We start from the raw sequence: 20,905 nt of genomic DNA, 5'->3' as shown, positions 1-20,905 counted from the left end.
GAGGCCGAGCCTGCAAATGCATCACCCAGCCCCTTCCCGGCAAATGGCCTATCGCTATATAGTTCAGCACATAACGATAACCCCAAGGAGCTGTCTTCATGCGTATCCGCCTATCCCACCTGGCCGTCACCGCCTTGGCCACCCTGTTCGCCTTCAACACTGCCTGGGCCGATGAGGTTCAGGTCGCGGTCGCAGCCAACTTCACAGCCCCGATCCAGGCCATCGCAAAAGACTTTGAAAAAGACACCGGCCACAAACTGGTCGCAGCCTACGGCGCCACTGGGCAGTTCTACGCACAGATCAAGAACGGCGCACCGTTCGAAGTGTTCCTCGCCGCTGACGACAGCACCCCGAAGAAGCTTGAAGAAGAAAAGGAAATCGTCCCTGGGTCGCGCTTCACCTACGCCATCGGCACCCTGGCCCTGTGGTCGGCAAAGGAAGGCTACGTAGATGCCAAGGGTGACGTACTGAAGAAAAGCGATTACAAACACCTGTCCATCGCCAACCCGAAAGCGGCACCTTACGGCCTGGCCGCCACCCAGGTGCTGGACAAGCTGAAGCTCACCGAAGCCACCACAGGCAAGATCGTCGAAGGCCAGAACATCACCCAGGCCTTCCAGTTCGTCTCCACCGGCAATGCCGAGCTGGGCTTCGTCGCCCTGTCGCAGATCTACAAGGACGGCCAGGTAACCAACGGCTCCGCCTGGATCGTGCCGTCCAACCTGCACGACCCAATCCGCCAGGACGCGGTGATCCTCAACAAAGGCAAGGACAATGCGGCCGCCAAGGCTCTGGTCGAATACCTCAAAGGCCCGAAAGCCGCTGCGGTGATCAAGTCCTACGGCTATGAACTCTGATGCCACTGGACGCCAGTGACTTGGGTGCAATCTGGCTGACCGTCAAACTGGCCAGCCTGACCACCCTGATCCTGCTGGTTATCGGCACCCCCATCGCCTGGTGGCTGGCGCGTACGCGCTCATGGCTACGCGGGCCGGTAGGCGCGGTGGTGGCTCTGCCGCTGGTATTGCCACCCACGGTGATCGGCTTTTACCTGCTGATCGCCCTCGGGCCGCACGGCTGGCTCGGCCAGGCTACCCAGGCGCTGGGCCTGGGCAGCGTGGTGTTCAGCTTCACGGGCCTGGTGATCGGTTCGACGGTGTATTCCATGCCATTCGTGGTGCAGCCGCTGCAGAATGCATTTGGCGCGATCGGCCAGCGCCCGCTGGAAGTCGCCGCCACTTTGCGCGCCAGCCCATGGGACACCTTCGTTCATGTGGTGCTGCCGCTGGCCCGCCCCGGTTTCGTCACCGCCAGCATCCTCGGCTTCGCCCATACCGTTGGCGAATTTGGCGTGGTGCTGATGATCGGTGGCAACATCCCCGACAAGACCCGCGTGGTCTCGGTGCAAATCTTCGATCACGTCGAGGCCATGGAGTATTCGCAAGCCCACTGGCTGGCCGGTGCCATGCTGGTGTTTTCCTTCCTGGTGCTGCTCCTGCTGTACGCCGGACGCCGCGGCAAAGCTGGCTGGAGCTGAAATGACCGCATCGATAGTGGCGCGCCTGAACCTGGCGCGCGACGACTTTACCCTGGACGTTGACCTGCACCTGCCCGGGCGCGGCGTCAGCGCGCTGTTCGGCCACTCGGGCTCCGGCAAGACCAGCTGCCTTCGCTGCCTGGCCGGCCTGGAACGGGCCGCCAGCGCCTACATCGAGGTTAACGGCGAAGTCTGGGAAGACACCGCCCGCGGCTACTTCCAGGCCCCGCACCTGCGGCCGGTGGGCTACGTGTTCCAAGAGGCCAGCCTGTTCCCGCACCTGTCGGTGCGCGGCAACCTCGAATTCGGCTGGCGCCGGGTGGCGGCAGCTGAACGCAAGGTGAGCCTGGACCAGGCCTGCCAGTTGCTGGGCATCGGCCACTTGCTGGAACGCCGCCCCGCGACGTTGTCTGGCGGCGAGGCGCAGCGGGTGGGCATTGCCCGTGCCCTGCTCAGCAGCCCACGCCTGCTGTTGATGGACGAGCCGCTGGCGGCCCTCGACGGGCCGCGCAAGCGTGAGATCCTGCCTTACCTTGAGCGCCTGCACGATGAACTGGACATTCCGCTGGTGTATGTCAGCCACGCCCAGGATGAAGTGGCGCGGCTGGCCGACCACCTGGTGTTGCTGGAGCAAGGCCTGGTGGTCGCCAGCGGCCCGATTGGCGAAACCCTGGCCCGCCTCGACCTGTCGCTGGCCCAGGGCGAGGACGCTGGCGTGGTGTTCGAAGGCCTGGTGGTCGGCCACGACCCGCACTACGACCTGCTCGACCTGCGCCTGCCCGGCGGCTCAGGGCCGGTGCTGCGCATCGCCCACCCGGCCCACGTGATGGGCAGCACCTTGCGCGTCAAGGTGCAGGCCCGTGACGTCAGCCTGGCGCTGGCGGCCGACAGCACATCGAGCATCCTCAACCGCCTGCCGGTACAGGTGCGCGAAAGCCGCCCGGCCGACAACCCAGCCCATGTGCTGGTCAGCCTGGATGCCGGCGGCAATGCCTTACTCGCGCGCATCACGCGCTTCTCGGCAGACCAGCTCGGCCTGCACCCGGGCCAACTGCTGTTCGCCCAGATAAAGTCGGTGGCGTTACTGGGCTGAGCATCCTGCGCGCGGGTGTTGTCCATTGATCAATGACCTGATCGAGGCCTGCCCGCCATGCTCGACTGCCCCCTGCCGCGCAGCTTGCACTACGTTGACGACAGCCAGCCGGGCCTGACCCGGCGACGCTGGCGCGACCGCTTCATTTACCTGGATGCCGATGGCCAGCGGGTGCGCGACAGCGCCACCCTTGCGCGCATAGCCGCGTTGGTGATTCCGCCTGCCTATACAGATGTGTGGATCTGCACCGACCCGCAGGGCCACTTGCAGGCAACCGGTCGCGATGCCCGTGGCCGCAAGCAGTACCGCTACCACACGCAGTGGCGCGAACTGCGCGACCAGCACAAGTACGGGCGCATGCTGGCCTTCGCTGAGGCCTTGCCAAAACTGCGCGCGCAACTGGAAACCCACCTGGCACGGCCAGGCCTGGACCGGGAAAAGGTCATGGCATTGGTCGTGAGCTTGCTGGACCACACCCTGATCCGCATAGGCAACCAGCGCTACCTGCGCGACAACCAGTCCTACGGGCTGACCACCCTGCGCAACCGCCATGTTCAGGTCAAGGGCAGCAGCATCCGTTTCCAGTTCCGCGGCAAGCGGGGTGTCGAGCACGACGTCACCCTCACCGACCGGCGCTTGGCCAACCTGCTCAAACGCTGCATGGAACTGCCTGGCCAAGCGCTGTTCCAGTACCTGGATGAAAACGGCCAGCGCCACAGCATCGGCTCCAGCGAGGTCAACCAGTTCCTGCAGGAGCTGACCGGCGCCGACTTCACTGCCAAGGACTACCGCACCTGGGCCGGCAGCAGCCTGGCCCTGAACCTGCTCAGGCCCTTGGCCTGGGAGCCCGAGACCGAGGCAAAGCGCCAGGTCGCTGCCATCGTCCGCCAGGTGGCTACACGGCTGGGCAACACGCCCGCAGTCTGCAGGCGCTGCTACATTCACCCGGCCGTACTTGAACACTATGCCCAGGGGCGACTGGGCAACTTGCCGAAGCGCCGTATGCGCAAAGGCCTGGACCCTGAAGAAGTGGCCTTGTTGCTATTTCTTCAGGCACTTGAGGAACAGGATGGCCATTAAGCCTGTCTATTCAGGCGATGATACGAAGAAATTTCCCATTGGCCACCAAGCCCCCTATTCTTGCCATCGAGCACCTTGGCCGACAAACCGCTGGCGGTTTGTTTCGGCACCTGCAACTGAAGATACGCAACAGAATTTGTCTGTCGGGGAATTACTATCCGCCGAAAGCGTCTTTAATGAGAAGGAAGAGGGATACGCTCCCACCGCCGCGGCAACTGGCCCAGCGGTTTTTTACATCACCAAGGAGAACTACATGCTGATACTCACCCGCAAGGTTGGCGAAAGCATCGTCATCAACGATGACATCAAAGTCACCATTCTAGGCGTCAAAGGGATGCAGGTGAGGATCGGGATCGATGCACCGAAAGATGTCCAGGTCCATCGCGAAGAAATTTTCAAACGCATCCAGGCCGGTAGCCCAGCCCCGGAAAAGCACGACGACTCACACTGAGCCTACCCTCTCCAGCGTGCAAGGACGCGCTCGACCGCCAGCCTCAGGTGCCCAGTAGCTGACGCACCTTGGCGATCATCTCGTCCATGTCGAACGGCTTGTCGAATATTGCGGCGAACAGGGCCGGGCATCCTTGGCTGGCCTGCGCGCCGCTCATCAGAATGACCGGCAACTCGCACAGCGTCGGGTCTTCGCGCATGGCACGAACCAGTTCCTCACCGTTGAGCAGAGGCATCATGTAGTCGGTAATCACCAGCTCAACGCGTTTCTCCCTCAACGCCTCCAGCGCCTTGCTGCCGTTGCTCGCCTTTTCCACCAGATAGCCTTCGTCCTCCAGCGCAAAACCGAGGATATCGGCAATCAGGTATTCGTCATCGACGATCAGGATGGTGTTCATTGGCTCATCCGTCACCCGCTCCCCTGCGGTATCGGCGTACCCGAGAGCACACCGCATGCACCTTCGAATGCCCTGCGCAAGGTAATGCCCTGCGGCCCGATCAACAGCTCGTGCAAGGCAGGGTCATGGTGACTGTCACGCACCTTGAGGATCGACACCATGCGTCGCAGCTGCGAATCCAGCTCGACGAAGCGCATCAGCATCAGGTTGTCGACAATGCTCGACAGGTCCGGGGCCGGGGCACTGATTTCCGCGCCGAAGATGTCGCGCATTTCCCAGGTCAGCATCACGCTCACATCACGCGCACGCAGCTCGCCAGCGATGGCACGGAAAAACGCATTGAGCCGCGTCGGGTCGACAGCGAGGCGACTGAACGCCCCGAGGCTGTCAATCAACACGCGTTTGCTGCCATGGGCCTCGACACGCTCAAGCAGGCGCGCACCGATCTGGTCCAGCAACCCGTCGGTAGTCGGTTGCCAGCACAACTGCAGGCTACCTTCCTGCTCCATGGCTGCAAAGTCGTAACCCAGCGATGCGGCCTTGTTGCGCAGGCGGTCGGGCGTTTCGTAAAAGCCGAAGTGCAGCCCCGGTGCCTGCTTGGTGCTGGCGCCAAGAAAGGCCAGCCCCAGTGAAGTCTTGCCGATACCCGACGGCCCGATCAACAGACTCACCGAACCCATGGCCAAGCCACCATCGAGCATCTCATCGAGGGATGGCACACCGCTGCCGATGCGCGCCGGGGTAGCGCTGCCCATCTGGCTGGGGTGGCTGAACAACGCCTCCAGGCGCGGGTAGACGTGCATGCCGCTTTCATCGATAAGGCATTCGTGGCGCCCCGACAACGCCCCACTGCCGCGAGTCTTGCGCAACTGGATATGGCGCACGGCGCGGCTGCCCACCAGTTGCTCACCCAGCTCGATCACCCCATCGACCATGGTGTGCTCCGGGCTGCCCTCGTCCAGCCGTGCGCTGGTGAGCAGCAGCACGGTGCAGCCGGCAAAGGCCGCATGGCCCTGCAGCTCGGAGACAAACTTCTTGGTATCCAGCGCGGTTTCGGCGCGCACCCGGGCATTGAGCACACCATCGACAATCAACAGGCTGGCCTGCTGCCGAGCGATTTCCTGGCGCAGCAGCCGCACCACGGCATCCAGCCCTTCCTGCTCAAGGGTGTCGAAGGCACTGACGAACTGGATCTGGTCGCCGACCAGCGTCGGGTCAAAAAAGTCCAGGGTGGACAGGTACTGGAACAGCCGTTCATGCGATTCGCTCAGCAAGGTGGCCACCAGCACCCGGCCGCCCGTACGCACGTGCCCGCAGGCCAACTGATTGGCCAGGATGGTCTTGCCGGCACCCGGCGGGCCTTGAATGATGTAGGAGGCGCCGGCTACCAGGCCGCCCTTTAGCAGCGCATCGAGCCCTTCGATACCTGTCACCAACCGCCTGAGTGCCTGCGCCATGATGCTTACCTGTCGAGTGGGCTGTTGGTCTTGTCCTGATACGTTGGCAAGTAAAGCTGCATGGAAGTTCCATGGCCGAGCTCACTGGTGACACAAATGGCGCCACCGCTCTGCCTGGCAAAACCATACACCTGGCTAAGGCCCAGGCCAGTGCCCTTGCCAAACGGCTTGGTGGTGAAGAATGGCTCGAAGATGCGCGGCAATACTTCTGGTGCAATCCCTTCGCCGCTGTCTTCCACCACAAAGCGCACGAAGCTGCCTTGCAGCCCTTCCACCTCGCCCGCCAACTCGACCACCTCCGCCGTCAGGCCTATCCGGCCCTCCCCGGCGATGGCATCGCGGGCATTGAACAGCAGGTTCAGGAGCACCATCTGCAACTGCCCGGCATCCACTTCGATCAACGGCAAGCCCGCTTGCAACTGCACCTGCAGTTCAATCGAGCTGGGCAGTGCGTGCTCCAACAGGCCACGGGTGGCGGCGACAAGGTCTTGCGGTGCGACGCACGCCACATCGAGCCGGCGGTGACGGGCAAAGCTGAGCAGCTGCTGGGTCAGTTCGGTGCCCCGCTGCCCCGCATCGAGAATGTGCTGCAGCATGCGCTGGATACGCGCCGGGTCCTGGCTGGCCAGCGCCAGGCGCGCCGAGCTGATGATGATGGTCAGCATGTTGTTGAAGTCATGCGCCAGCCCCCCGGTCAATTGGCCCAAGGCTTCCAGCTTCTGCGCCTGGAACAGCTGGGCGCGCACGGCATCGAGCTGCATCGCCGACTCGCGACGGTCGGTGATGTCTCGCGTGACCTTGGCCAGGCCGATGATCTGGCCCTGGTCATCGCGGACCACGTCCAGCGCGGCCAGCGCCCAGAACTGTGTACCATCATTGCGCACCCGCCAGCCCTCATCCTGCGCCACACCCTGCTCCAGCGCCTGGCGCAGCAAGCGCTCGGGGCGGCCGTCGGCACAATCCTGGGGGGTGAAGAATAGCGAGAAATGCTGGCCGATCACTTCATCGGCGCGGTAGCCCTTGATCCGTTGCGCGCCGGCATTCCACGACACCACATGGCCGGTCGGGTCGAGCATATAGATGGCGTAATCCACCACCGACTGCACCAGCTGTTCATAGCGCTCGGCAGGTATGGAGGGATGATCGAGACAGTCAGCTGAAACCATGAAAACTCCACTGGCACAGCAGGAGGGACGATGTGAGCTTAGCCGAGGGTAACCGCCAACGGCCCCCCCTGGCTACCAATGGTCAGCGTTCAGGCTCGACCAACGCAGGGCTGAGACGGCGTGGCATGGCAACTTTCAGCAGCCACAGGCCAACCAGCATGATCCCCCCGCCGCCAGCCAGAGCCATCCACCGCTGCGGTTGTGGGTGCTCGGCATCGAAACCGAGCATCAAGAGGTAGCCACCCAGGCTGATCAGGCTGAGGTAAAGAAACGCCCCCAACACGATCACCAGCGCAAACAGCAGCCGCCATAACAGCCGTGGGCGCACGACACGCTCGCTAGCGTCGGACTGAGCCATCGCCGCATACTCTTGGATCCAATAAAGGGGTGACAGTGGCGTAATGACAGCAAGGTGTCAATTATCCAGTGGTTCGGCCCTTCATTCTGTTGATCATAGGTGCTGCAGTTGACTCAACTATAACAATGGGTTATAAAGCGCGCTTGATTGCAAAGCCCTTCTGCTTAGAAGCGAGCTGGTCGTTGCGGCCCTTTCAAGCGTGCGAGTGTGGTGGAATTGGTATACACAGCAGACTTAAAATCTGTCGGCGTGAGCCTTGCGGGTTCGAGTCCCGCCACTCGCACCAAACTTCGTTGAAAAGGCGCCCGTGCGGCGCCTTTTTGCTGCCTGCCAGCAATGTCTTGCGCAGCTGCTAGAGTGGAACTTGTACCCGTCCACTGGAACGCCACCATGCGCTACTCCCTGTTCGATGGCCAACGCGACATCATTATCCTGATCGCCCGCGTACTGCTGATGATCCTGTTCGTCTTGTCTGGCTGGGCCAAGCTCACCGGCTTTGATGGCACGGTTGGCTACATGACGTCGTTGGGCGCCCCTGCCCCCATGCTGGCGGCTGCAATTGCCGTAATCATGGAGTTTGTCGTCGCCATCCTGCTGATCCTGGGCTTCTACACACGTCCGCTGGCGTTTCTGTTTGCGCTGTTCGTGCTGGGCACGGCGCTGCTGGGCCACCCGTTCTGGAACATGGTCGACCCCGAACGCAGCGCCAACATGACCCAGTTTCTGAAAAACATGAGCATCATGGGCGGCCTGCTGTTGCTGGCCGTGAGCGGCCCAGGGCGTTTTTCGGTGGACGGGCGCTGAGTCAGTCGTCTTCGCAGTCATCGAACCAGGCTGGGTGATCACGCTCCTCGTCATCGAGGTCATCCAGCGTTTCCTCGTCTTCTTCCACTTCATCCTCGGCGCCTTGGGCATCCGCCTCGGGCTCCATGTCGTCGTAGAGAAATTCATGGTCAAGCAGGTGATCGTGCTCGGGTTCGTGCAGGTCGTCGTCGTGCATGCTGGCTCCTGGGGTGATGGCAGGCCTGTATAGGCGTATCAGGTTCCGAGGTCAATGTGTTGCTGCTTAATCCTGGGTTAACCGGCCACGCGCAGCCTGCAGTCTCTCCCTTCAAACGTCTTTTGCCCGCCTTTCATGGCGGGCTTTTTTATGGCTTTGGGAGCATGACAGCCTCATGACCTGAGCTTCACGAAATACTGACAACCGGATTGGCACACTGGCCCCGCTCCGTACGTTCTTGCAGCCCGCCGCATCATTGCCGCGGGCTTTTCTTTTTGCGACGTGTTCTTGAAGCATGACCTGAAGCAGTTTTGCCCGACCCGGCAAGGGCTATGCTAACCCAGCGATAACCCAAGCTCACTCGGATAGACACGGAGGCTCTTATGAAAGCTGCTGTTGTTGCACCAGGCCGTCGCGTGGACGTGGTAGAAAAAACCCTGCGCCCCCTCGAACACGGCGAAGCGCTGCTGAAGATGCAATGCTGCGGTGTCTGCCACACCGACCTGCACGTGAAAAATGGCGATTTCGGTGACAAGACCGGCGTCGTGCTGGGCCACGAAGGCATCGGCGTGGTTCAGGAAGTCGGGCCGGGCGTTACATCGCTCAAGCCGGGCGACCGTGCCAGTGTTGCCTGGTTCTACCAGGGTTGCGGGCATTGCGAGTACTGCAACAGCGGCAACGAAACCCTGTGCCGCGAGGTGAAGAACTCCGGGTACACCGTGGATGGTGGCATGGCCGAAGCCTGCATCGTCAAGGCCGACTACTCGGTCAAAGTACCAGACGGCCTCGATTCCGCTGCCGCCAGCAGCATCACCTGCGCCGGCGTCACGACCTACAAGGCGGTGAAAATTTCCAACATCCGCCCAGGCCAATGGATTGCCATCTACGGCCTCGGCGGGCTGGGCAACCTGGCCCTGCAATATGCCAAGAACGTCTTCAACGCCAAAGTGATTGCCATCGACGTCAATGAGCAGCAACTGCGCTTCGCCAGCGAAATGGGCGCAGACTTGGTGGTCAACCCGCTCAATGAAGACACCGCAAAGGTTATCCAGGCCAAGACCGGTGGCGCCCACGCCGCCGTGGTGACTGCCGTCGCCAAAGGCGCATTCAACTCGGCCGTCGATGCCCTGCGCGCTGGCGGGCGACTGGTTGCGGTCGGGCTTCCGTCGGAATCCATGGACCTGAACATTCCCCGCCTGGTGCTGGATGGCATCGAAGTGGTGGGCTCGCTGGTCGGGACACGCCAGGATCTGCAGGAAGCCTTCCAGTTTGCGGCTGAAGGCAAAGTGGTGCCCAAGGTGACTTTGCGGCCAATCGAGGATATCAACCAGATCTTCGACGAGATGCTGGAAGGCAAGATCAAAGGGCGTATGGTGATCCAGTTCGAAGGTTGATTGCCTCAAAGCTGATCATTTCGCACGACCACAACGCCCGTAGATGATCCTCTACGGGCTTTTTGCCTTCTCAACAGTCAAGGAACAGACCATGAGCTTCGACTGGCACGCCGGCCCGATCACCAGAGCCACACCGCTGGACAAGCATTACCGCAACACGCAGAAGGTTCGTCAGTTTCTGCTCAGTGAATGTGGCGCGTCATTCAAGTTCGACCGTGCCTTTATGGCATGGATCAAAACCGGGGCACCCTCAACGATGGGCGAAGTCGCGGACGAATGGCAGCGAATCCATCGATGACAGCCGGCACCTGATGCCTGTAAGCCGGATTGTGCTGTAGCCGCGTCTTTGAGCATCTTGTCCAACGCTTCAACCATGCTGGAATAATCCATTTCCTGACTCCATCAATGTTGGATTTGGCTTGAGTTCACCATAGCTTGAGAACGTTTCAATATTTAATGAGGGCGCCGAGACGATATTACTCGCCCTCCTGCTGATGACCATCGCCTCAGAGATGAGGTTCAAGATAAGTGCTCAAGACGCAGTGCGCGGCCTGGCATAGACTGTCGGATCCATTTGGCCACAGCGCGCTGGTGCCAGCATCGGGTTTTCACCGTCATCAAGTTGAACACGCAGCTGGTGCAGTGGCCGAGTGCTCGATCTTCTGCGACTGATCCTGATCTCAGACGCTTTCTGTTGTTTGACTTCAGATTCCCTTCAGATTCGCCGCTGATAATTCTCTCCGTCGAACCCAATCGGGGGAGTTTTATGAGCGAATCTGAATGGAGCAGCCTGCTCCCGCTTCCTGTAGGCAGTCATGCCGACCACCACGCGCGGTTGTCGCTTCATCTGGCAGGCGACTCTTCACGCGAGGATCTGGAGCACTTCATCCACCAGTGCTTTGCCACCGTGCACCAAGCGGATGTGCAGCATTACTTGCCAGAGCTGCTGGCATTGCATGACAGCCACGGACGCCTGATCGCAGCGGCCGGCATGCGATCAGCCTGCGACGGGCCTCTGTTTCTCGAGCGGTATCTGGACGCCCCTTTGGAGGTGGCTGTTTCGCAGGTCGCCGGTGTTGCCCTGGACCGTACAGGCATGGTCGAAGTGGGCAACCTGGCCTCACTCAGTGCTGGCAGCGCCCGAATCATGATCATTGCCGTGACTTGGTTGTTGGCTTCGCGTGGCCTGGAGTGGGTGGCATTCACCGGCGCGGCGACACTGATCAACAGTTTTCAACGGCTGGGCTTAATGCCTACCGTTTTGGCTGCGGCTGATCCTGAGCGCTTGCAGGGGCAGTCTAATCAGTGGGGAACGTACTACGACCAACGACCACATGTGTTCGCCGGCAACATCGGCCATGGCTTCGATGCCCTGACCCGGGCGGGGGTGTTCCAACGCCTTGGGTTTCCCAAGCGGGCCCAGGAGACCGGTCATGCCGCATGAACTGCATCTCTTTCAGGCGTTGTTGCTCCAGCATGCCCAGCAAAAACCCGATTCTGTAGCTGTTCAGGGCCTGGGCCAGTGTTTCACCTACCGGCAATTGCTTGACGAGGTCGAATTCCGTGTAGCCCGCTTGCTGACTAGGCCAGCGGGCACGTTCGTCATGGTGCTGGATAACGGGCCTGAACTGCTTTTCTGGGACTTGGCGGCTCTTTTCGCCGAGCGCACTTGTGTGATCGTACCGCCGTTCTTCAGCGCGGCTCAGTTCCGGCACTGCCTACAGCAGAGTGGTGCCACGAGCGTGCTGTGCGAGACGCAGTGGACCGCCCAGCTCCTTGAGCAAGGGTTTACCCAAAAGCCGGCAGAAGGCTTCCTGACGCGTGATGGCGTCGTCGCGCCTGAATTGCCGGCGGGCACCGCAAAGATCACCTACACCTCCGGTAGTACCGGGAGCCCCAAGGGCGTATGTCTGGGCGCCGAGGCCATGCTGCGGGTAGCGCGGGAGCTGGAAGCTGCAAGCCGACCAACCGAGCCTCAGCAATACCTGGCGGTACTGCCACTGGGTGTATTGCTGGAGAACCTCGGCGTATATGCCGCGCTCATGGCGGGCGCCTGCGTCCAGCTCTACCCGCAGCAACAGTTGGGCATGGGCGGCGCAAGCCAGGTGGATTTCAAGCGCTTGCTCGCTGCGATTGCCCTAAGCGGTGCACAAAGTCTGATCCTCGTGCCGCAACTGCTGATGGGGCTGGTCACCGCTATCGAGCGCAGGCTCATGGGTGTTGGCCCACTGCGATTCGTGGCCGTGGGCGGCGCCCGGGTATCACCCAATCTGCTGGCTCGGGCCGATGCCGTCGGCTTGCCAGTATTCGAAGGCTATGGCTTGTCCGAATGCGCATCGGTGGTTGCGCTGAACCGCCCGGGGGCCGTTCGCCCAGGCAGCGTCGGTAAGCCCTTGCCCCATGTGCAGGTGCGCATTGCTGACGACGGCGAGGTGCTGGTGGCTGGCTCGACCTTGCTGGGTTACCTGGAAGAGGCGCCGGTGACCGGTGAGTGGTGGGCGACGGGCGACCTCGGTCACCTCGACGAAGAGGGCTACCTGTACCTTGACGGGCGCAGTAAGCACCAGTTCATCACCAGCTTCGGTCGTAACGTCAACCCGGAGTGGGTTGAGTCGGAGCTGACTCAGGGCGGCGTGATTGCACAGGCATTCGTGCATGGCGAAGCCTTGCCGCACAACCTGGCGCTGCTCTGGCCACTGGACCCCGCCGCCAGCGACGAGGCTATCGAGCAGGCCGTACGGCACTGCAACGCGCAACTGCCCGATTACGCCCATGTGCATGCCTGGCGCCGTTTGCCGGCCCCGCTAAGCCCCATTGATGAAACCCTGACTGCCAACGGCCGCCCACGGCGCGAGGCGATCCTGCAGCGTTACCAAACCCTGTTATCCGACATCGCGTTGTGAGGTTCACCATGTCATTTTTCGATGCTTTGCAAACACAAACTGCCGAGGAGCGTCAGGCGTTATTCGCAGTGCCTGTAATCCGGGACGCGTTGGCCGGCCAGGTCAGCCTGGACAGCTACGTCGCCTTCCTGACCCAGGCCTACCACCATGTCCGCCATACGGTGCCGCTGATGATGGCCTGTGGCGCGCGTTTGCCGTCGCGCCTGGAATGGCTGCGCGGTGCCGTGTGCGAATACATCGATGAGGAGTACGGCCACGAACAGTGGATCCTCAACGACATCAACGCCTGCGGCGGCGACTGGGAGGCCGTGCGTGATAGTCGGCCAGCGCTACCAATCGAGCTGATGGTCGCCTACCTCTACGACCTGATTGCACGCGGTAACCCTGTCGGGCTGTTCGGCATGGTCAACGTACTGGAAGGCACCAGCATCGCCCTGGCCACGCAGGCGGCGGCCACCATCCAGAGCACGTTGGGCTTGCCTGGCCAGGCGTTCAGCTACCTCAGCTCCCATGGTGCGCTCGACCAGGACCACATGGTGACCTACAAGCAGTTGATGGACCGCCTCGATGACGAGGGCGACCAGCAGGCTGTCATCCACGCCGCAAAGGTCGTCTACCGCTTGTACACCGAGATGTTCCAGGGCTTGCCGCGCGCCGCGCAGCACGAGGTGCGTCATGCGCTTGCCTGAATCCGTGGTGGTTCTCACCGGTGCCAGCGGGGGTATTGGACTGGAGCTTGCCGGGCAATTGTGCGCTGCCGGTGCCCAGGTGCTGGCGGTCAGCCGGCACATGGGCAAGCTGGCTGGCCTGATGAATCGGTATCCGGACCGTTTGCGTTGGCAAGAAGCTGACCTGCGCAGCCAGGCAGGGCGCGAGCAAGTGGTTGGTCGAGCCCGCGAGATGGGCAATGTCAACGTTCTGATCAACGCTGCCGGGGTGAACCGCTTCGCCTTGCTCGATCAGTTGGGCGAGCACGAGCTCGATGAGCTGCTGGACATCAATCTGAAGGCGCCGATACAACTGACACGTGGCTGCCTGCCGTTGCTGCGCACCCAGCCCAAGGCGCTGGTGGTTAATGTCGGATCCACCTATGGCTCGATCGGCTACCCCGGCTATGCCACCTACTGCGCCAGCAAATTCGCCCTGCGTGGCTTTTCGGAAGCGCTGCGGCGCGAGTTGGCCGACACCACGGTGAATGTGCTCTATGCAGCGCCCCGCGCGACCCGCACCGCGATGAATAGCAGTGCTGCGACAGCGCTCAATCAAGCGTTGAAAGTCGGCATGGACGACCCGGCGGATGTCGCTCGTGCAGTGCTTCAGGCCGTGGAGTCTGAACGCAGCGAGCTTTACCTGGGCTGGCCGGAAAAGCTCTTCGTGCGCATTAACGGCATGTTGCCGGGTGTAGTCGACCGCGCACTGCGCAAACAATTGCCTGTCATTCGCCGCTACATCGGCAGCCACTCCAAGGAGTCGATCAAATGAAGCGACTGCTCATCGCCAGCTTGCTGGCATTCGCACCCTTCACCTGGGCACTGGATCAGACCGGCACACAGCACCTGAGTGAGCTACAGCAGCGCTGGGCGCAGATCCAGTACCAGTTACCCAAGGACAAACGTGCTGACGCCTTCGAAAAGCTGGCGAGTGACGCGACGGCCTTCGTTCATCAGTATCCCGGTACCCCAGAGCCATTGATCTGGGAGGGCATCATCAACAGCAGCTGGGCGGGGGCCACCGGTGGCCTTGGCGCGCTAGGCAAGGTCAAGGCCGCGAAGGCTAGCCTGGAGCAGGCCATGAAACTGGACCCCAACGCCCTGCAGGGTTCGGCCTATACCAGCCTGGGCACGCTGTACGATCAAGTGCCCGGTTGGCCGATTGGTTTCGGTGATGCCGAGATGGCCGACAAGATGCTGCGCAAAGCCCTGCAGATCAGCCCCGGCGGTATCGACAGCAACTATTTCTGGGCTGATCATCTGTATCGGCAAAAACGCTACCCGGAGGCTACCGCAGCCCTACACAAAGCCTTGCAAGCCCCACCGCGGCCGGGGCGTGAGCTGGCTGATCAGGGCCGTCGCGCGGATATCGATGCTTTACTCAAGGCGATCAAGGACAAACAGGACTGAACATGCGGCTTTTGCTGGTTGAGGACGATATCGCACTGGGAGAGGGGATCTGCGACGGTTTGCGCCAGGAGGGCTACACCCTCGACTGGTTGCGTGACGGTGTCAGTGGCTTGCATGCTTTGCAACACGAGATCTTCGACCTGGTGATCCTGGATCTTGGATTGCCCCGCATGGATGGCATTGAACTCCTGCGGCGGGTACGCGCCGGCGGCGACAGCCTCCCGGTGCTGATCCTCACCGCACGGGATGCCCTCGATGATCGCATCACCGGCCTCGATGCCGGCGCCGACGATTACCTGGTCAAGCCGTTCGACCTCAACGAGCTGAAGGCACGCTTGCGCGCGTTGCTCAGGCGCAGCGCCGGCCGCGCCAAGGTCATGATCGAGCATGCCGGCGTCAGCCTCGACCCAGCTACCCAGCAAGTTCATTACAACGGCGTTGAAGTGGTGCTGACCCCCAAGGAATACATGCTGTTGCACGAGTTGCTGGCGCAGCCGGGCAAGGTTTTCACCCGCGAACGCCTGACCCAGCTGCTGTATGGCTGGGATGAGGAACCCGAGAGCAACACGCTGGAGGTGAACATCTACCACCTGCGCAAAAAACTGTTCAACGGGCTGATCCGTACGGTGCGCGGCATTGGCTATCTGGTCGAGGCCAAGGCATGAGCTCGCTGCGCCAACGCACCCTGTGGCGGGTGATGCTGTTGCTGCTGCTGGGGACCGGCCTGCTGGCGCTCTATAACTATCACGACAGCCGCCATGAAATTAACGAGGTTTACGACGCGCACCTGGCTCAGAACGCTCGCTTGCTGCAGGGCGTCATGAGCCTGCCGGTGCAAAGTGGCTCGCGTGAAGCGATGTACCAGGCATTCAACGAGGCATTGGCCCAGGCGGGCCACCATCGGGTAGGCCACCCCTACGAGAGCAAGCTGGCATTCCAGGTCTGGCAGGACGGCGCTGGCCTGCTGGTGCACACACCCAGTGCGCCGACCATCGACCCTCCACCGACGGTCCCCGGTTTCTACGACTTTTCCAGCGGTGGCGAGCAATGGCGCGGTTTCGTGCTGCCGGTGCCGGAACGACACTGGGTGATCTGGGTGGGCGAGCGTGACGATGTGCGCTACGACTTGATCGATCGCATCGTTCGCCACACCCTGTTCCCGTTCCTGGTCGGCAGCCTGGTGTTGGCACTGCTGGTTTGGGCTGCTATCGGCTGGGGACTGCGGCCGTTGCAGAACATGGCCAACATCATCCGTGGGCGTCACGCCGATTCGCTAGAGCCGCTGCAGTTGGTGCCTCTGCCCTCGGAGCTGGAGCCCATGCAGGCCGCCATCAACCGCTTGTTGGCGCAGATCGAGGACCTGTTGCGGCGTGAGCATCGGTTCATTGCCGATGCCGCCCACGAAATGCGCACACCCTTGGCCGTTCTCCGCCTGCACGCGCAGAACGCGCTGGAGGCCAGCAACGAGGCCGAGCGACACAAAGCGCTGGGCTTTCTGATGGGTGGGGTGGACCGGCTTACCCGGGTTGTCAATCAGTTGCTGACGCTGGCCCGTGTCGAGCCAAGGCTGGGGCAGCGAGCCAGTACTGAGATCGACCTGGCCGAAGTGGCCACCGAGACCTTGGCTGACCTGACCCCGTGGATACTGGACCGCGGCCTGGAGCCCTCGTTGGATATCGGTGAAGGCGACCATCACCTGACAATCGATGCCGGCGCCCTGGGCATCGCCCTGCAGAACCTGGTGTCGAACGCGGTGGAGCACTCACCGCCCGCTGGCCGCATCACGGTGTCACTCAGGCGCCTGGAGAATCACGTCGAGCTGGTCGTCGAGGACGAGGGGCCGGGTATCGATGAGGCCAGCCTGTCGCGCGTATTCGAGCGTTTCTACAGCCGTAACAGTCCCAATGGTGCAGGCCTTGGGCTTTCCATCGTGGCGACCATCGTTGACCGAATGGGCGGGCAGGTGCATTTGCATAATCGAGCAAGCGGCGGGCTAGCCGCCACCTTGCTGTTTCCGGTGGCTTGAATTCCCCAGCATACTCGCCGTTCGGCGTTGTAGTTGAAGCGTTACTCTACAAGCACTGAGTCATCGACGTTCAAGCGGTCTGAATTTAACCCGCCCGACCAACCCGCGAATGAGTAAGACGTCTCTCGCCACAGTGCGAAAGGCCCAACGACAACTGTATTTATATACAACCAATCTGGCATCGGGTGCCCGGTAAATTCTGAGTGATGAACAATCTGTCGGGCGAGAGGTGGGAAAATGTGCGGACGATATTCGATCTATGAGTCGATGGATCATTACCTGCGCCAGCTGTCGCTGGACCTGGTGGTGATCAATGGCTACGACCACGCGCCAATCAACCGCTTCAACGTGGCACCGTCGACACGCGTCGAAGTTATCCGCCCGGTCGGCGATGGACTCAGCGTAGATCGGGTCAAGTGGGGGTGGTCGCCGTTTTGGGCGAAGGGGCAGCGGCCGGACCCGATTAACGCCCGGGCTGAAACGGTGGTAACAGGGAAATTCTTCAAAGACCTGTGGCCAGGTGGTAGAGCCCTGGCGCCGGCGAATGGCTGGTTCGAGTGGATACCAGACCCAGCGGATCCGAAGCGCAAGCAGCCGTACTACATCACAAGCGCCAACGGCGCCCCGCTCTATTTCGCTGCGCTTGCAGAAGTGCACCAGAACACCGGGCCTGACGAGCGCGATGGATTTGTGATCATCACCGCAGCAGCGGATCAGGGACTGATCGACATCCACGACAGGAAGCCCTTGGTGTTGCCCCCTGAGCTCGCGCGGGAATGGATCGACCCGACTACATCGCCGCAGCGGGCTGCGACGATCGTGTGGCAAGGTTGCATGCCAGCTGCGCAATTCCGGTGGTATCCGGTCGGCAAGGCGGTAGGAAATGTGAGGAATGAGGGTGAGTCGTTGATTACACCGATGAACAACGAAAATCATCAGGGTCAGCTAGAGTTTTGATGAGTACAAGCACCGCGAGATAACGATCATGCTAAAACAAGAAGCAGACGACGTGATTGAACGCATCAGGGACGATCTGAAAAGGCACGGTGTGCCGATCGGCTACGATCCAGAGTTTACCACTGCTGAATTCGGGTGCGACCTGGACCACTACGTTGCTCAGGTCAGAGAGGATCCGAACAACCGTGTACTAGGTATCGCGATACATGACGAAGGCTTATGGGCCCAGCTCCAGCAGGGCACGGTATATCGCTGTGTTGTCAGTGATTGTCGAGGGAAGCTCTTCGGTATTCCTATTACGATAGAACCGAGAACCGATGCGTCCTACACCATTCAATACAAGCTCTGAATGCTACCTGCAGATTGATAGCCATTCAGCCCTGCCCAGTGGAGGGCTGATGCAGACACGATCAGGTTTTTCAGCGCACAAAGAAAAACCCCGCAGATTTTCATCTGCGGGGCTTCCGAATGGTGGAGGTCGAGGTCGGAATCGAACCGGCCCCGCCCGGCGTACTTGGTTGGGTCATGCCCCTCGCACGTCTGGCGACTGACATCTACCCCAAATTCTTTCTTGACGGCCTCCACCACTTGGCTGGGTGTATCGAAGCAGGCCAGAGCATGAACAATGAAGGCTTTGACCTCGCTTCGTAGTGCTGCCATGTGAATGTCATCCGTCAGGACCTGTCAGGATTCAGGCCGACTTGAGCAGATGGGTATCGCCTCGTCTTGCCCAGACATCCCTGAGGCTCACAGCGTGGGCGATAGCCTGGAGGAGTTTCTGGCAAATGCGGTGGACGGGCTCACCCTGGCGCTGTCAATCTACGTGGACCAGAAGCGAGCAATTCCACCTGCCACCGAAGCCGGCGATCACATCGTTCGGCTTTCTGGCGTAACGGTCGCAAAAATCGCACTGTGGAATGAGCTGGTCCGCTCCGGCAAGACCCGGGCTGACCTAGCCTCGATGCTTGGCATCTCCCCTACCGCAGCCGGGCGCTTGGTCGACTTCGAGCACACCTCGAAGCTCGAGAGCCTGGAAGAAGCTCTGGCCAAGTTCGGAGTTCGACTCCAGGTGATACCTACCGCGCTGCAGGCTGCTTGATCGCACACCCAAGGGGTCGGCACTCTCACCGGCCCTCTTGAGGGCCTGTTCGGGCAATAAAAAACCCGGTACTTGGCCGCGCTCATGAATGGGGGCGGATGACCGGCGCTGAAGCCGTGTTAGGGGGCCTGTGATCAGCAGGGGACGGGCCTTTAAACAGCGTTGCCTCCGGCCGCCCTGCCCCCTCATACTGCACTTTCAGCGTCATCTGCATAAGCGAAAAAGCCCAGCGCTAGGCTGGGCTCGGAGGATTTAGTTGGTAGGCTGTCTACTGTGATGCCAGTAGAGGTACAGCAATCCCAGTGGCGCGATGAAGATCGCCAGGAACCAGCACATGAACATCGTCATCACTTTGATAAACAGCATCAGCAGCGCATTCACGAAGAACATGTTGCGGCCCATGATGAAGCCCACCACGCTCTCGTAAACAAATCGAGAATAGGGATAGAGCAAGGTACTCACCACCGAGATGGCTACCGTTGCGAAATCAATACCTAGTGGAGCGCGTGATTTCATGTAAATGAAAAAAGCCCCAAACAGCGCGCCGAAGAATAACTGCCGAGCGTAGTAGCTCGGGGTTAGCCCCCCAAAAGTCTTTGCCAAAAACTGTCGCATAAGATCCATCTCAAGGTTCAAGGGGCGCAAATTCTACCAGTCTGGCCCCACCTTAAGTAAATCCCTAAAACGAACAAGCCCAGCTCTATGGCTGGGCTTTTTGGATGTTTGTCGAAGGCAAAAGATCATCAACCGGGTATGCGACCTACTCGACATCGGGCCTGGCGCCACCTTCGTACGCAATGGAGGCGATGATGGCTCTGACGATGCCCGGCCCCATGCCGGTCACCCCTGATACCCCATCCCAAACCAAACCAAACCAAACCAAACCAAATTGCCACCATGCCGCATCCGGCCACGGAGGGCGGCGCATGCATAGAACCATCGGGGGCAAATCTAAACCTCTGGAATATCGGTACTCCAAACAGCCAGTTCGTATCCATCTGGGTCGGTGAAGTGGAATCTCCGCCCTCCAGGGAAAGAGAATATTTCTCGACTGATACGGGCGCCCGCCGAAACAAGTTTACGTTGCGACTCTTCGAGATCAGTTGAATACACTATCACCAGCGGGCCTCCGGGCTGCACGGGCTCCCCGGTCGTAAAACCACCAGTAAGACGCCCATCGCTAAATTCTGTGTAGCTGGGGCCATAGTCCACAAAGCTCCAGCCGAAGGCCTCACCGTAGAAAGCCTTGCTGCGCTCAATGCTCGCTACATTGAACTCAATGTTATCGATCTTGCTGTCTCTGCTCTGGCTCATCTAAACCTCCTTGTTTGATGCACGCAATCTAACACGACGCAGTCTTGTTCACCTCTAACAGCCACAGACCAAATCAATTTTTCGGCATTCACACTGCCACCATGTCGCATCCGGCCACGGAGGGCGGCGCATGCATGGACAAAGCCATGAACATCGAGACATCGACCGTCACCAAGCTGCTGATCACCGAGGTGCACGGCCTCGATCCGATCAGTGTGTACCTCGAAGACCCGGCGCCATGGAGCCGAACCCTGACTGGGCCTACCTCTGCCGCGTCATCGCGACAGTTCAGCAGGCCCTGGGCAAAGAGCTTCCGATCGCCGCCTGACACTCCGGCGCTGCCCGCCAGCACCTCAACGCTTGCCGCCGAGTGCGGGCGGCAGGGCCGTGAAGAACCAGTAGATTCCAGTTCCCAGCACCAGGGTCCAACGGCTTTGCGGGTTGAGAAACATCCCAACCACCCCAAGCGTGATCAGGGTCACGCCAGCCCACCGTCTGCGCTTCGGGTTGAACCATAGCTGGAACGCCCGAAGTCTTTCACGCAACTGCATTA

The 20,905-nt window shown here is 60.9% G+C and carries 26 protein-coding genes, 1 tRNA gene and 1 pseudogene; 19 read left to right on the top strand and 9 right to left on the bottom strand.

Annotation, left to right across the window (positions count from 1 at the left end):
• Positions 1-98: 98 nt before the first annotated feature.
• The 5 genes from modA (at position 99) to csrA (ending at position 4,161) form a co-directional block, all read left to right on the top strand.
• Complete coding sequence (modA, locus tag SB765_RS12075) at positions 99-857, top strand: molybdate ABC transporter substrate-binding protein (RefSeq protein ID WP_410931380.1); 759 nt, start codon at positions 99-101, stop codon at positions 855-857.
• Positions 857-1,537, top strand: coding sequence for a molybdate ABC transporter permease subunit (gene modB, locus SB765_RS12070; protein WP_016487935.1), 681 nt, complete (start codon positions 857-859; stop codon positions 1,535-1,537). Before modA ends, modB begins: the two co-directional genes overlap by 1 nt.
• Position 1,538: 1 nt before the next feature.
• The gene (modC, locus tag SB765_RS12065) at positions 1,539-2,630 is read left to right on the top strand and encodes a molybdenum ABC transporter ATP-binding protein (protein ID WP_341796126.1); all 1,092 of its coding nucleotides are present in this window, start codon (positions 1,539-1,541) and stop codon (positions 2,628-2,630) included.
• A 57-nt stretch (positions 2,631-2,687) separates the two neighbouring features.
• Complete coding sequence (locus SB765_RS12060; protein ID WP_341796127.1) at positions 2,688-3,710, top strand: DNA topoisomerase IB; 1,023 nt, start codon at positions 2,688-2,690, stop codon at positions 3,708-3,710.
• A gap of 253 nt (positions 3,711-3,963) precedes the next feature.
• Entirely contained in the window at positions 3,964-4,161 is a 198-nt protein-coding gene (csrA, locus tag SB765_RS12055; RefSeq protein WP_004375914.1) for a carbon storage regulator CsrA, read from the top strand.
• Between the two features lie 43 nt (positions 4,162-4,204).
• Here the strand turns inward: csrA and SB765_RS12050 are convergent, their stop codons facing one another.
• The 4 genes from SB765_RS12050 to SB765_RS12035 form a co-directional block, all read right to left on the bottom strand.
• Positions 4,205-4,558 carry a response regulator gene (locus SB765_RS12050; protein ID WP_016498954.1) on the bottom strand — a complete coding sequence of 118 codons (354 nt, stop codon included), beginning with the start codon at positions 4,556-4,558 and terminating at the stop codon, positions 4,205-4,207.
• A gap of 11 nt (positions 4,559-4,569) precedes the next feature.
• Positions 4,570-6,015: an ATPase domain-containing protein gene (locus tag SB765_RS12045; protein ID WP_410910092.1), complete on the bottom strand. Its 1,446-nt coding sequence runs from the start codon at positions 6,013-6,015 to the stop codon at positions 4,570-4,572.
• A 5-nt stretch (positions 6,016-6,020) separates the two neighbouring features.
• Positions 6,021-7,181 (bottom strand): two-component system sensor histidine kinase NtrB, encoded by a 1,161-nt coding sequence (locus tag SB765_RS12040; protein ID WP_410931379.1) that lies wholly within the window; start codon positions 7,179-7,181, stop codon positions 6,021-6,023.
• 82 nt (positions 7,182-7,263) lie between these two features.
• Positions 7,264-7,539 carry a hypothetical protein gene (locus SB765_RS12035; RefSeq protein WP_410910090.1) on the bottom strand — a complete coding sequence of 92 codons (276 nt, stop codon included), beginning with the start codon at positions 7,537-7,539 and terminating at the stop codon, positions 7,264-7,266.
• Positions 7,540-7,740: 201 nt separating this feature from the next.
• On the opposite strand from SB765_RS12035, the gene SB765_RS12030 reads away from it, so the two are divergent.
• Together SB765_RS12030 and SB765_RS12025 are read left to right on the top strand one after the other, a co-directional pair.
• Positions 7,741-7,825: transfer RNA gene (locus SB765_RS12030), tRNA-Leu, on the top strand.
• Positions 7,826-7,929: 104 nt separating this feature from the next.
• On the top strand, positions 7,930-8,343 hold the full coding sequence (locus SB765_RS12025; RefSeq protein ID WP_016498950.1) for a DoxX family protein: 414 nt from the start codon (positions 7,930-7,932) through the stop codon (positions 8,341-8,343).
• A gap of 1 nt (position 8,344) precedes the next feature.
• On the opposite strand, the gene SB765_RS12020 is transcribed toward SB765_RS12025, so the two are convergent.
• Positions 8,345-8,539: a hypothetical protein gene (locus SB765_RS12020; protein WP_341796130.1), complete on the bottom strand. Its 195-nt coding sequence runs from the start codon at positions 8,537-8,539 to the stop codon at positions 8,345-8,347.
• Positions 8,540-8,922: 383 nt separating this feature from the next.
• On the opposite strand from SB765_RS12020, the gene adhP reads away from it, so the two are divergent.
• The 11 genes from adhP (at position 8,923) to SB765_RS11965 (ending at position 18,288) form a co-directional block, all read left to right on the top strand.
• Entirely contained in the window at positions 8,923-9,933 is a 1,011-nt protein-coding gene (gene adhP / locus SB765_RS12015) for an alcohol dehydrogenase AdhP (RefSeq protein ID WP_084966332.1), read from the top strand.
• 91 nt (positions 9,934-10,024) lie between these two features.
• Complete coding sequence (locus SB765_RS12010) at positions 10,025-10,231, top strand: DUF6434 domain-containing protein (protein WP_059395924.1); 207 nt, start codon at positions 10,025-10,027, stop codon at positions 10,229-10,231.
• A 468-nt stretch (positions 10,232-10,699) separates the two neighbouring features.
• Entirely contained in the window at positions 10,700-11,377 is a 678-nt protein-coding gene (locus SB765_RS12005) for a thermostable hemolysin (protein WP_410910089.1), read from the top strand.
• Positions 11,367-12,836, top strand: coding sequence for an AMP-binding protein (locus SB765_RS12000; protein ID WP_410931378.1), 1,470 nt, complete (start codon positions 11,367-11,369; stop codon positions 12,834-12,836). Before SB765_RS12005 ends, SB765_RS12000 begins: the two co-directional genes overlap by 11 nt.
• Positions 12,837-12,844: 8 nt before the next feature.
• Entirely contained in the window at positions 12,845-13,525 is a 681-nt protein-coding gene (locus SB765_RS11995; RefSeq protein ID WP_341796132.1) for a TenA family transcriptional regulator, read from the top strand.
• Positions 13,512-14,318: an SDR family oxidoreductase gene (locus SB765_RS11990; protein WP_016498943.1), complete on the top strand. Its 807-nt coding sequence runs from the start codon at positions 13,512-13,514 to the stop codon at positions 14,316-14,318. The genes SB765_RS11995 and SB765_RS11990 overlap by 14 nt, the downstream gene beginning before the upstream one ends.
• Positions 14,315-14,956 carry a TRAP transporter TatT component family protein gene (locus SB765_RS11985; protein ID WP_410910087.1) on the top strand — a complete coding sequence of 214 codons (642 nt, stop codon included), beginning with the start codon at positions 14,315-14,317 and terminating at the stop codon, positions 14,954-14,956. The genes SB765_RS11990 and SB765_RS11985 overlap by 4 nt, the downstream gene beginning before the upstream one ends.
• Positions 14,957-14,958: 2 nt before the next feature.
• The gene (locus SB765_RS11980) at positions 14,959-15,621 is read left to right on the top strand and encodes a response regulator (protein WP_410910086.1); all 663 of its coding nucleotides are present in this window, start codon (positions 14,959-14,961) and stop codon (positions 15,619-15,621) included.
• Positions 15,618-16,982: an ATP-binding protein gene (locus SB765_RS11975; RefSeq protein ID WP_341796135.1), complete on the top strand. Its 1,365-nt coding sequence runs from the start codon at positions 15,618-15,620 to the stop codon at positions 16,980-16,982. Before SB765_RS11980 ends, SB765_RS11975 begins: the two co-directional genes overlap by 4 nt.
• Positions 16,983-17,219: 237 nt before the next feature.
• Entirely contained in the window at positions 17,220-17,939 is a 720-nt protein-coding gene (locus SB765_RS11970; RefSeq protein ID WP_410931377.1) for an SOS response-associated peptidase family protein, read from the top strand.
• A gap of 28 nt (positions 17,940-17,967) precedes the next feature.
• Positions 17,968-18,288, top strand: coding sequence for a hypothetical protein (locus SB765_RS11965; protein ID WP_258653213.1), 321 nt, complete (start codon positions 17,968-17,970; stop codon positions 18,286-18,288).
• 152 nt (positions 18,289-18,440) lie between these two features.
• On the opposite strand, the pseudogene SB765_RS11960 reads toward SB765_RS11965, so the two are convergent.
• Positions 18,441-18,599 (bottom strand): annotated as a pseudogene (locus SB765_RS11960) (DUF2280 domain-containing protein); the annotation flags it as partial.
• Positions 18,600-18,693: 94 nt separating this feature from the next.
• Between SB765_RS11960 and SB765_RS11955 the strand changes: the two are divergent.
• The gene (locus tag SB765_RS11955) at positions 18,694-19,038 is read left to right on the top strand and encodes a type II toxin-antitoxin system HicB family antitoxin (protein ID WP_410931376.1); all 345 of its coding nucleotides are present in this window, start codon (positions 18,694-18,696) and stop codon (positions 19,036-19,038) included.
• A 252-nt stretch (positions 19,039-19,290) separates the two neighbouring features.
• Here SB765_RS11955 and SB765_RS11950 read toward each other — a convergent pair whose 3' ends face one another.
• The 3 genes from SB765_RS11950 to SB765_RS11940 all read right to left on the bottom strand — a co-directional run bounded on the left by SB765_RS11950 (position 19,291) and on the right by SB765_RS11940 (position 20,903).
• Positions 19,291-19,653 (bottom strand): hypothetical protein, encoded by a 363-nt coding sequence (locus SB765_RS11950; RefSeq protein WP_410910083.1) that lies wholly within the window; start codon positions 19,651-19,653, stop codon positions 19,291-19,293.
• Between the two features lie 336 nt (positions 19,654-19,989).
• A complete protein-coding gene (locus SB765_RS11945) occupies positions 19,990-20,352 on the bottom strand; it encodes a VOC family protein (RefSeq protein ID WP_341796140.1) in 363 nt (120 codons plus the stop codon).
• 353 nt (positions 20,353-20,705) lie between these two features.
• Entirely contained in the window at positions 20,706-20,903 is a 198-nt protein-coding gene (locus SB765_RS11940) for a hypothetical protein (RefSeq protein ID WP_341796141.1), read from the bottom strand.
• Positions 20,904-20,905 lie beyond the last annotated feature (2 nt).

This window comes from Pseudomonas sp. SIMBA_067, from assembly GCF_046534675.1.
Lineage (GTDB): Bacteria > Pseudomonadota > Gammaproteobacteria > Pseudomonadales > Pseudomonadaceae > Aquipseudomonas > Aquipseudomonas putida.
Note: the sequence above shows the minus strand (reverse complement) of the source record. Positions and strands in the feature narration are given on the sequence as shown.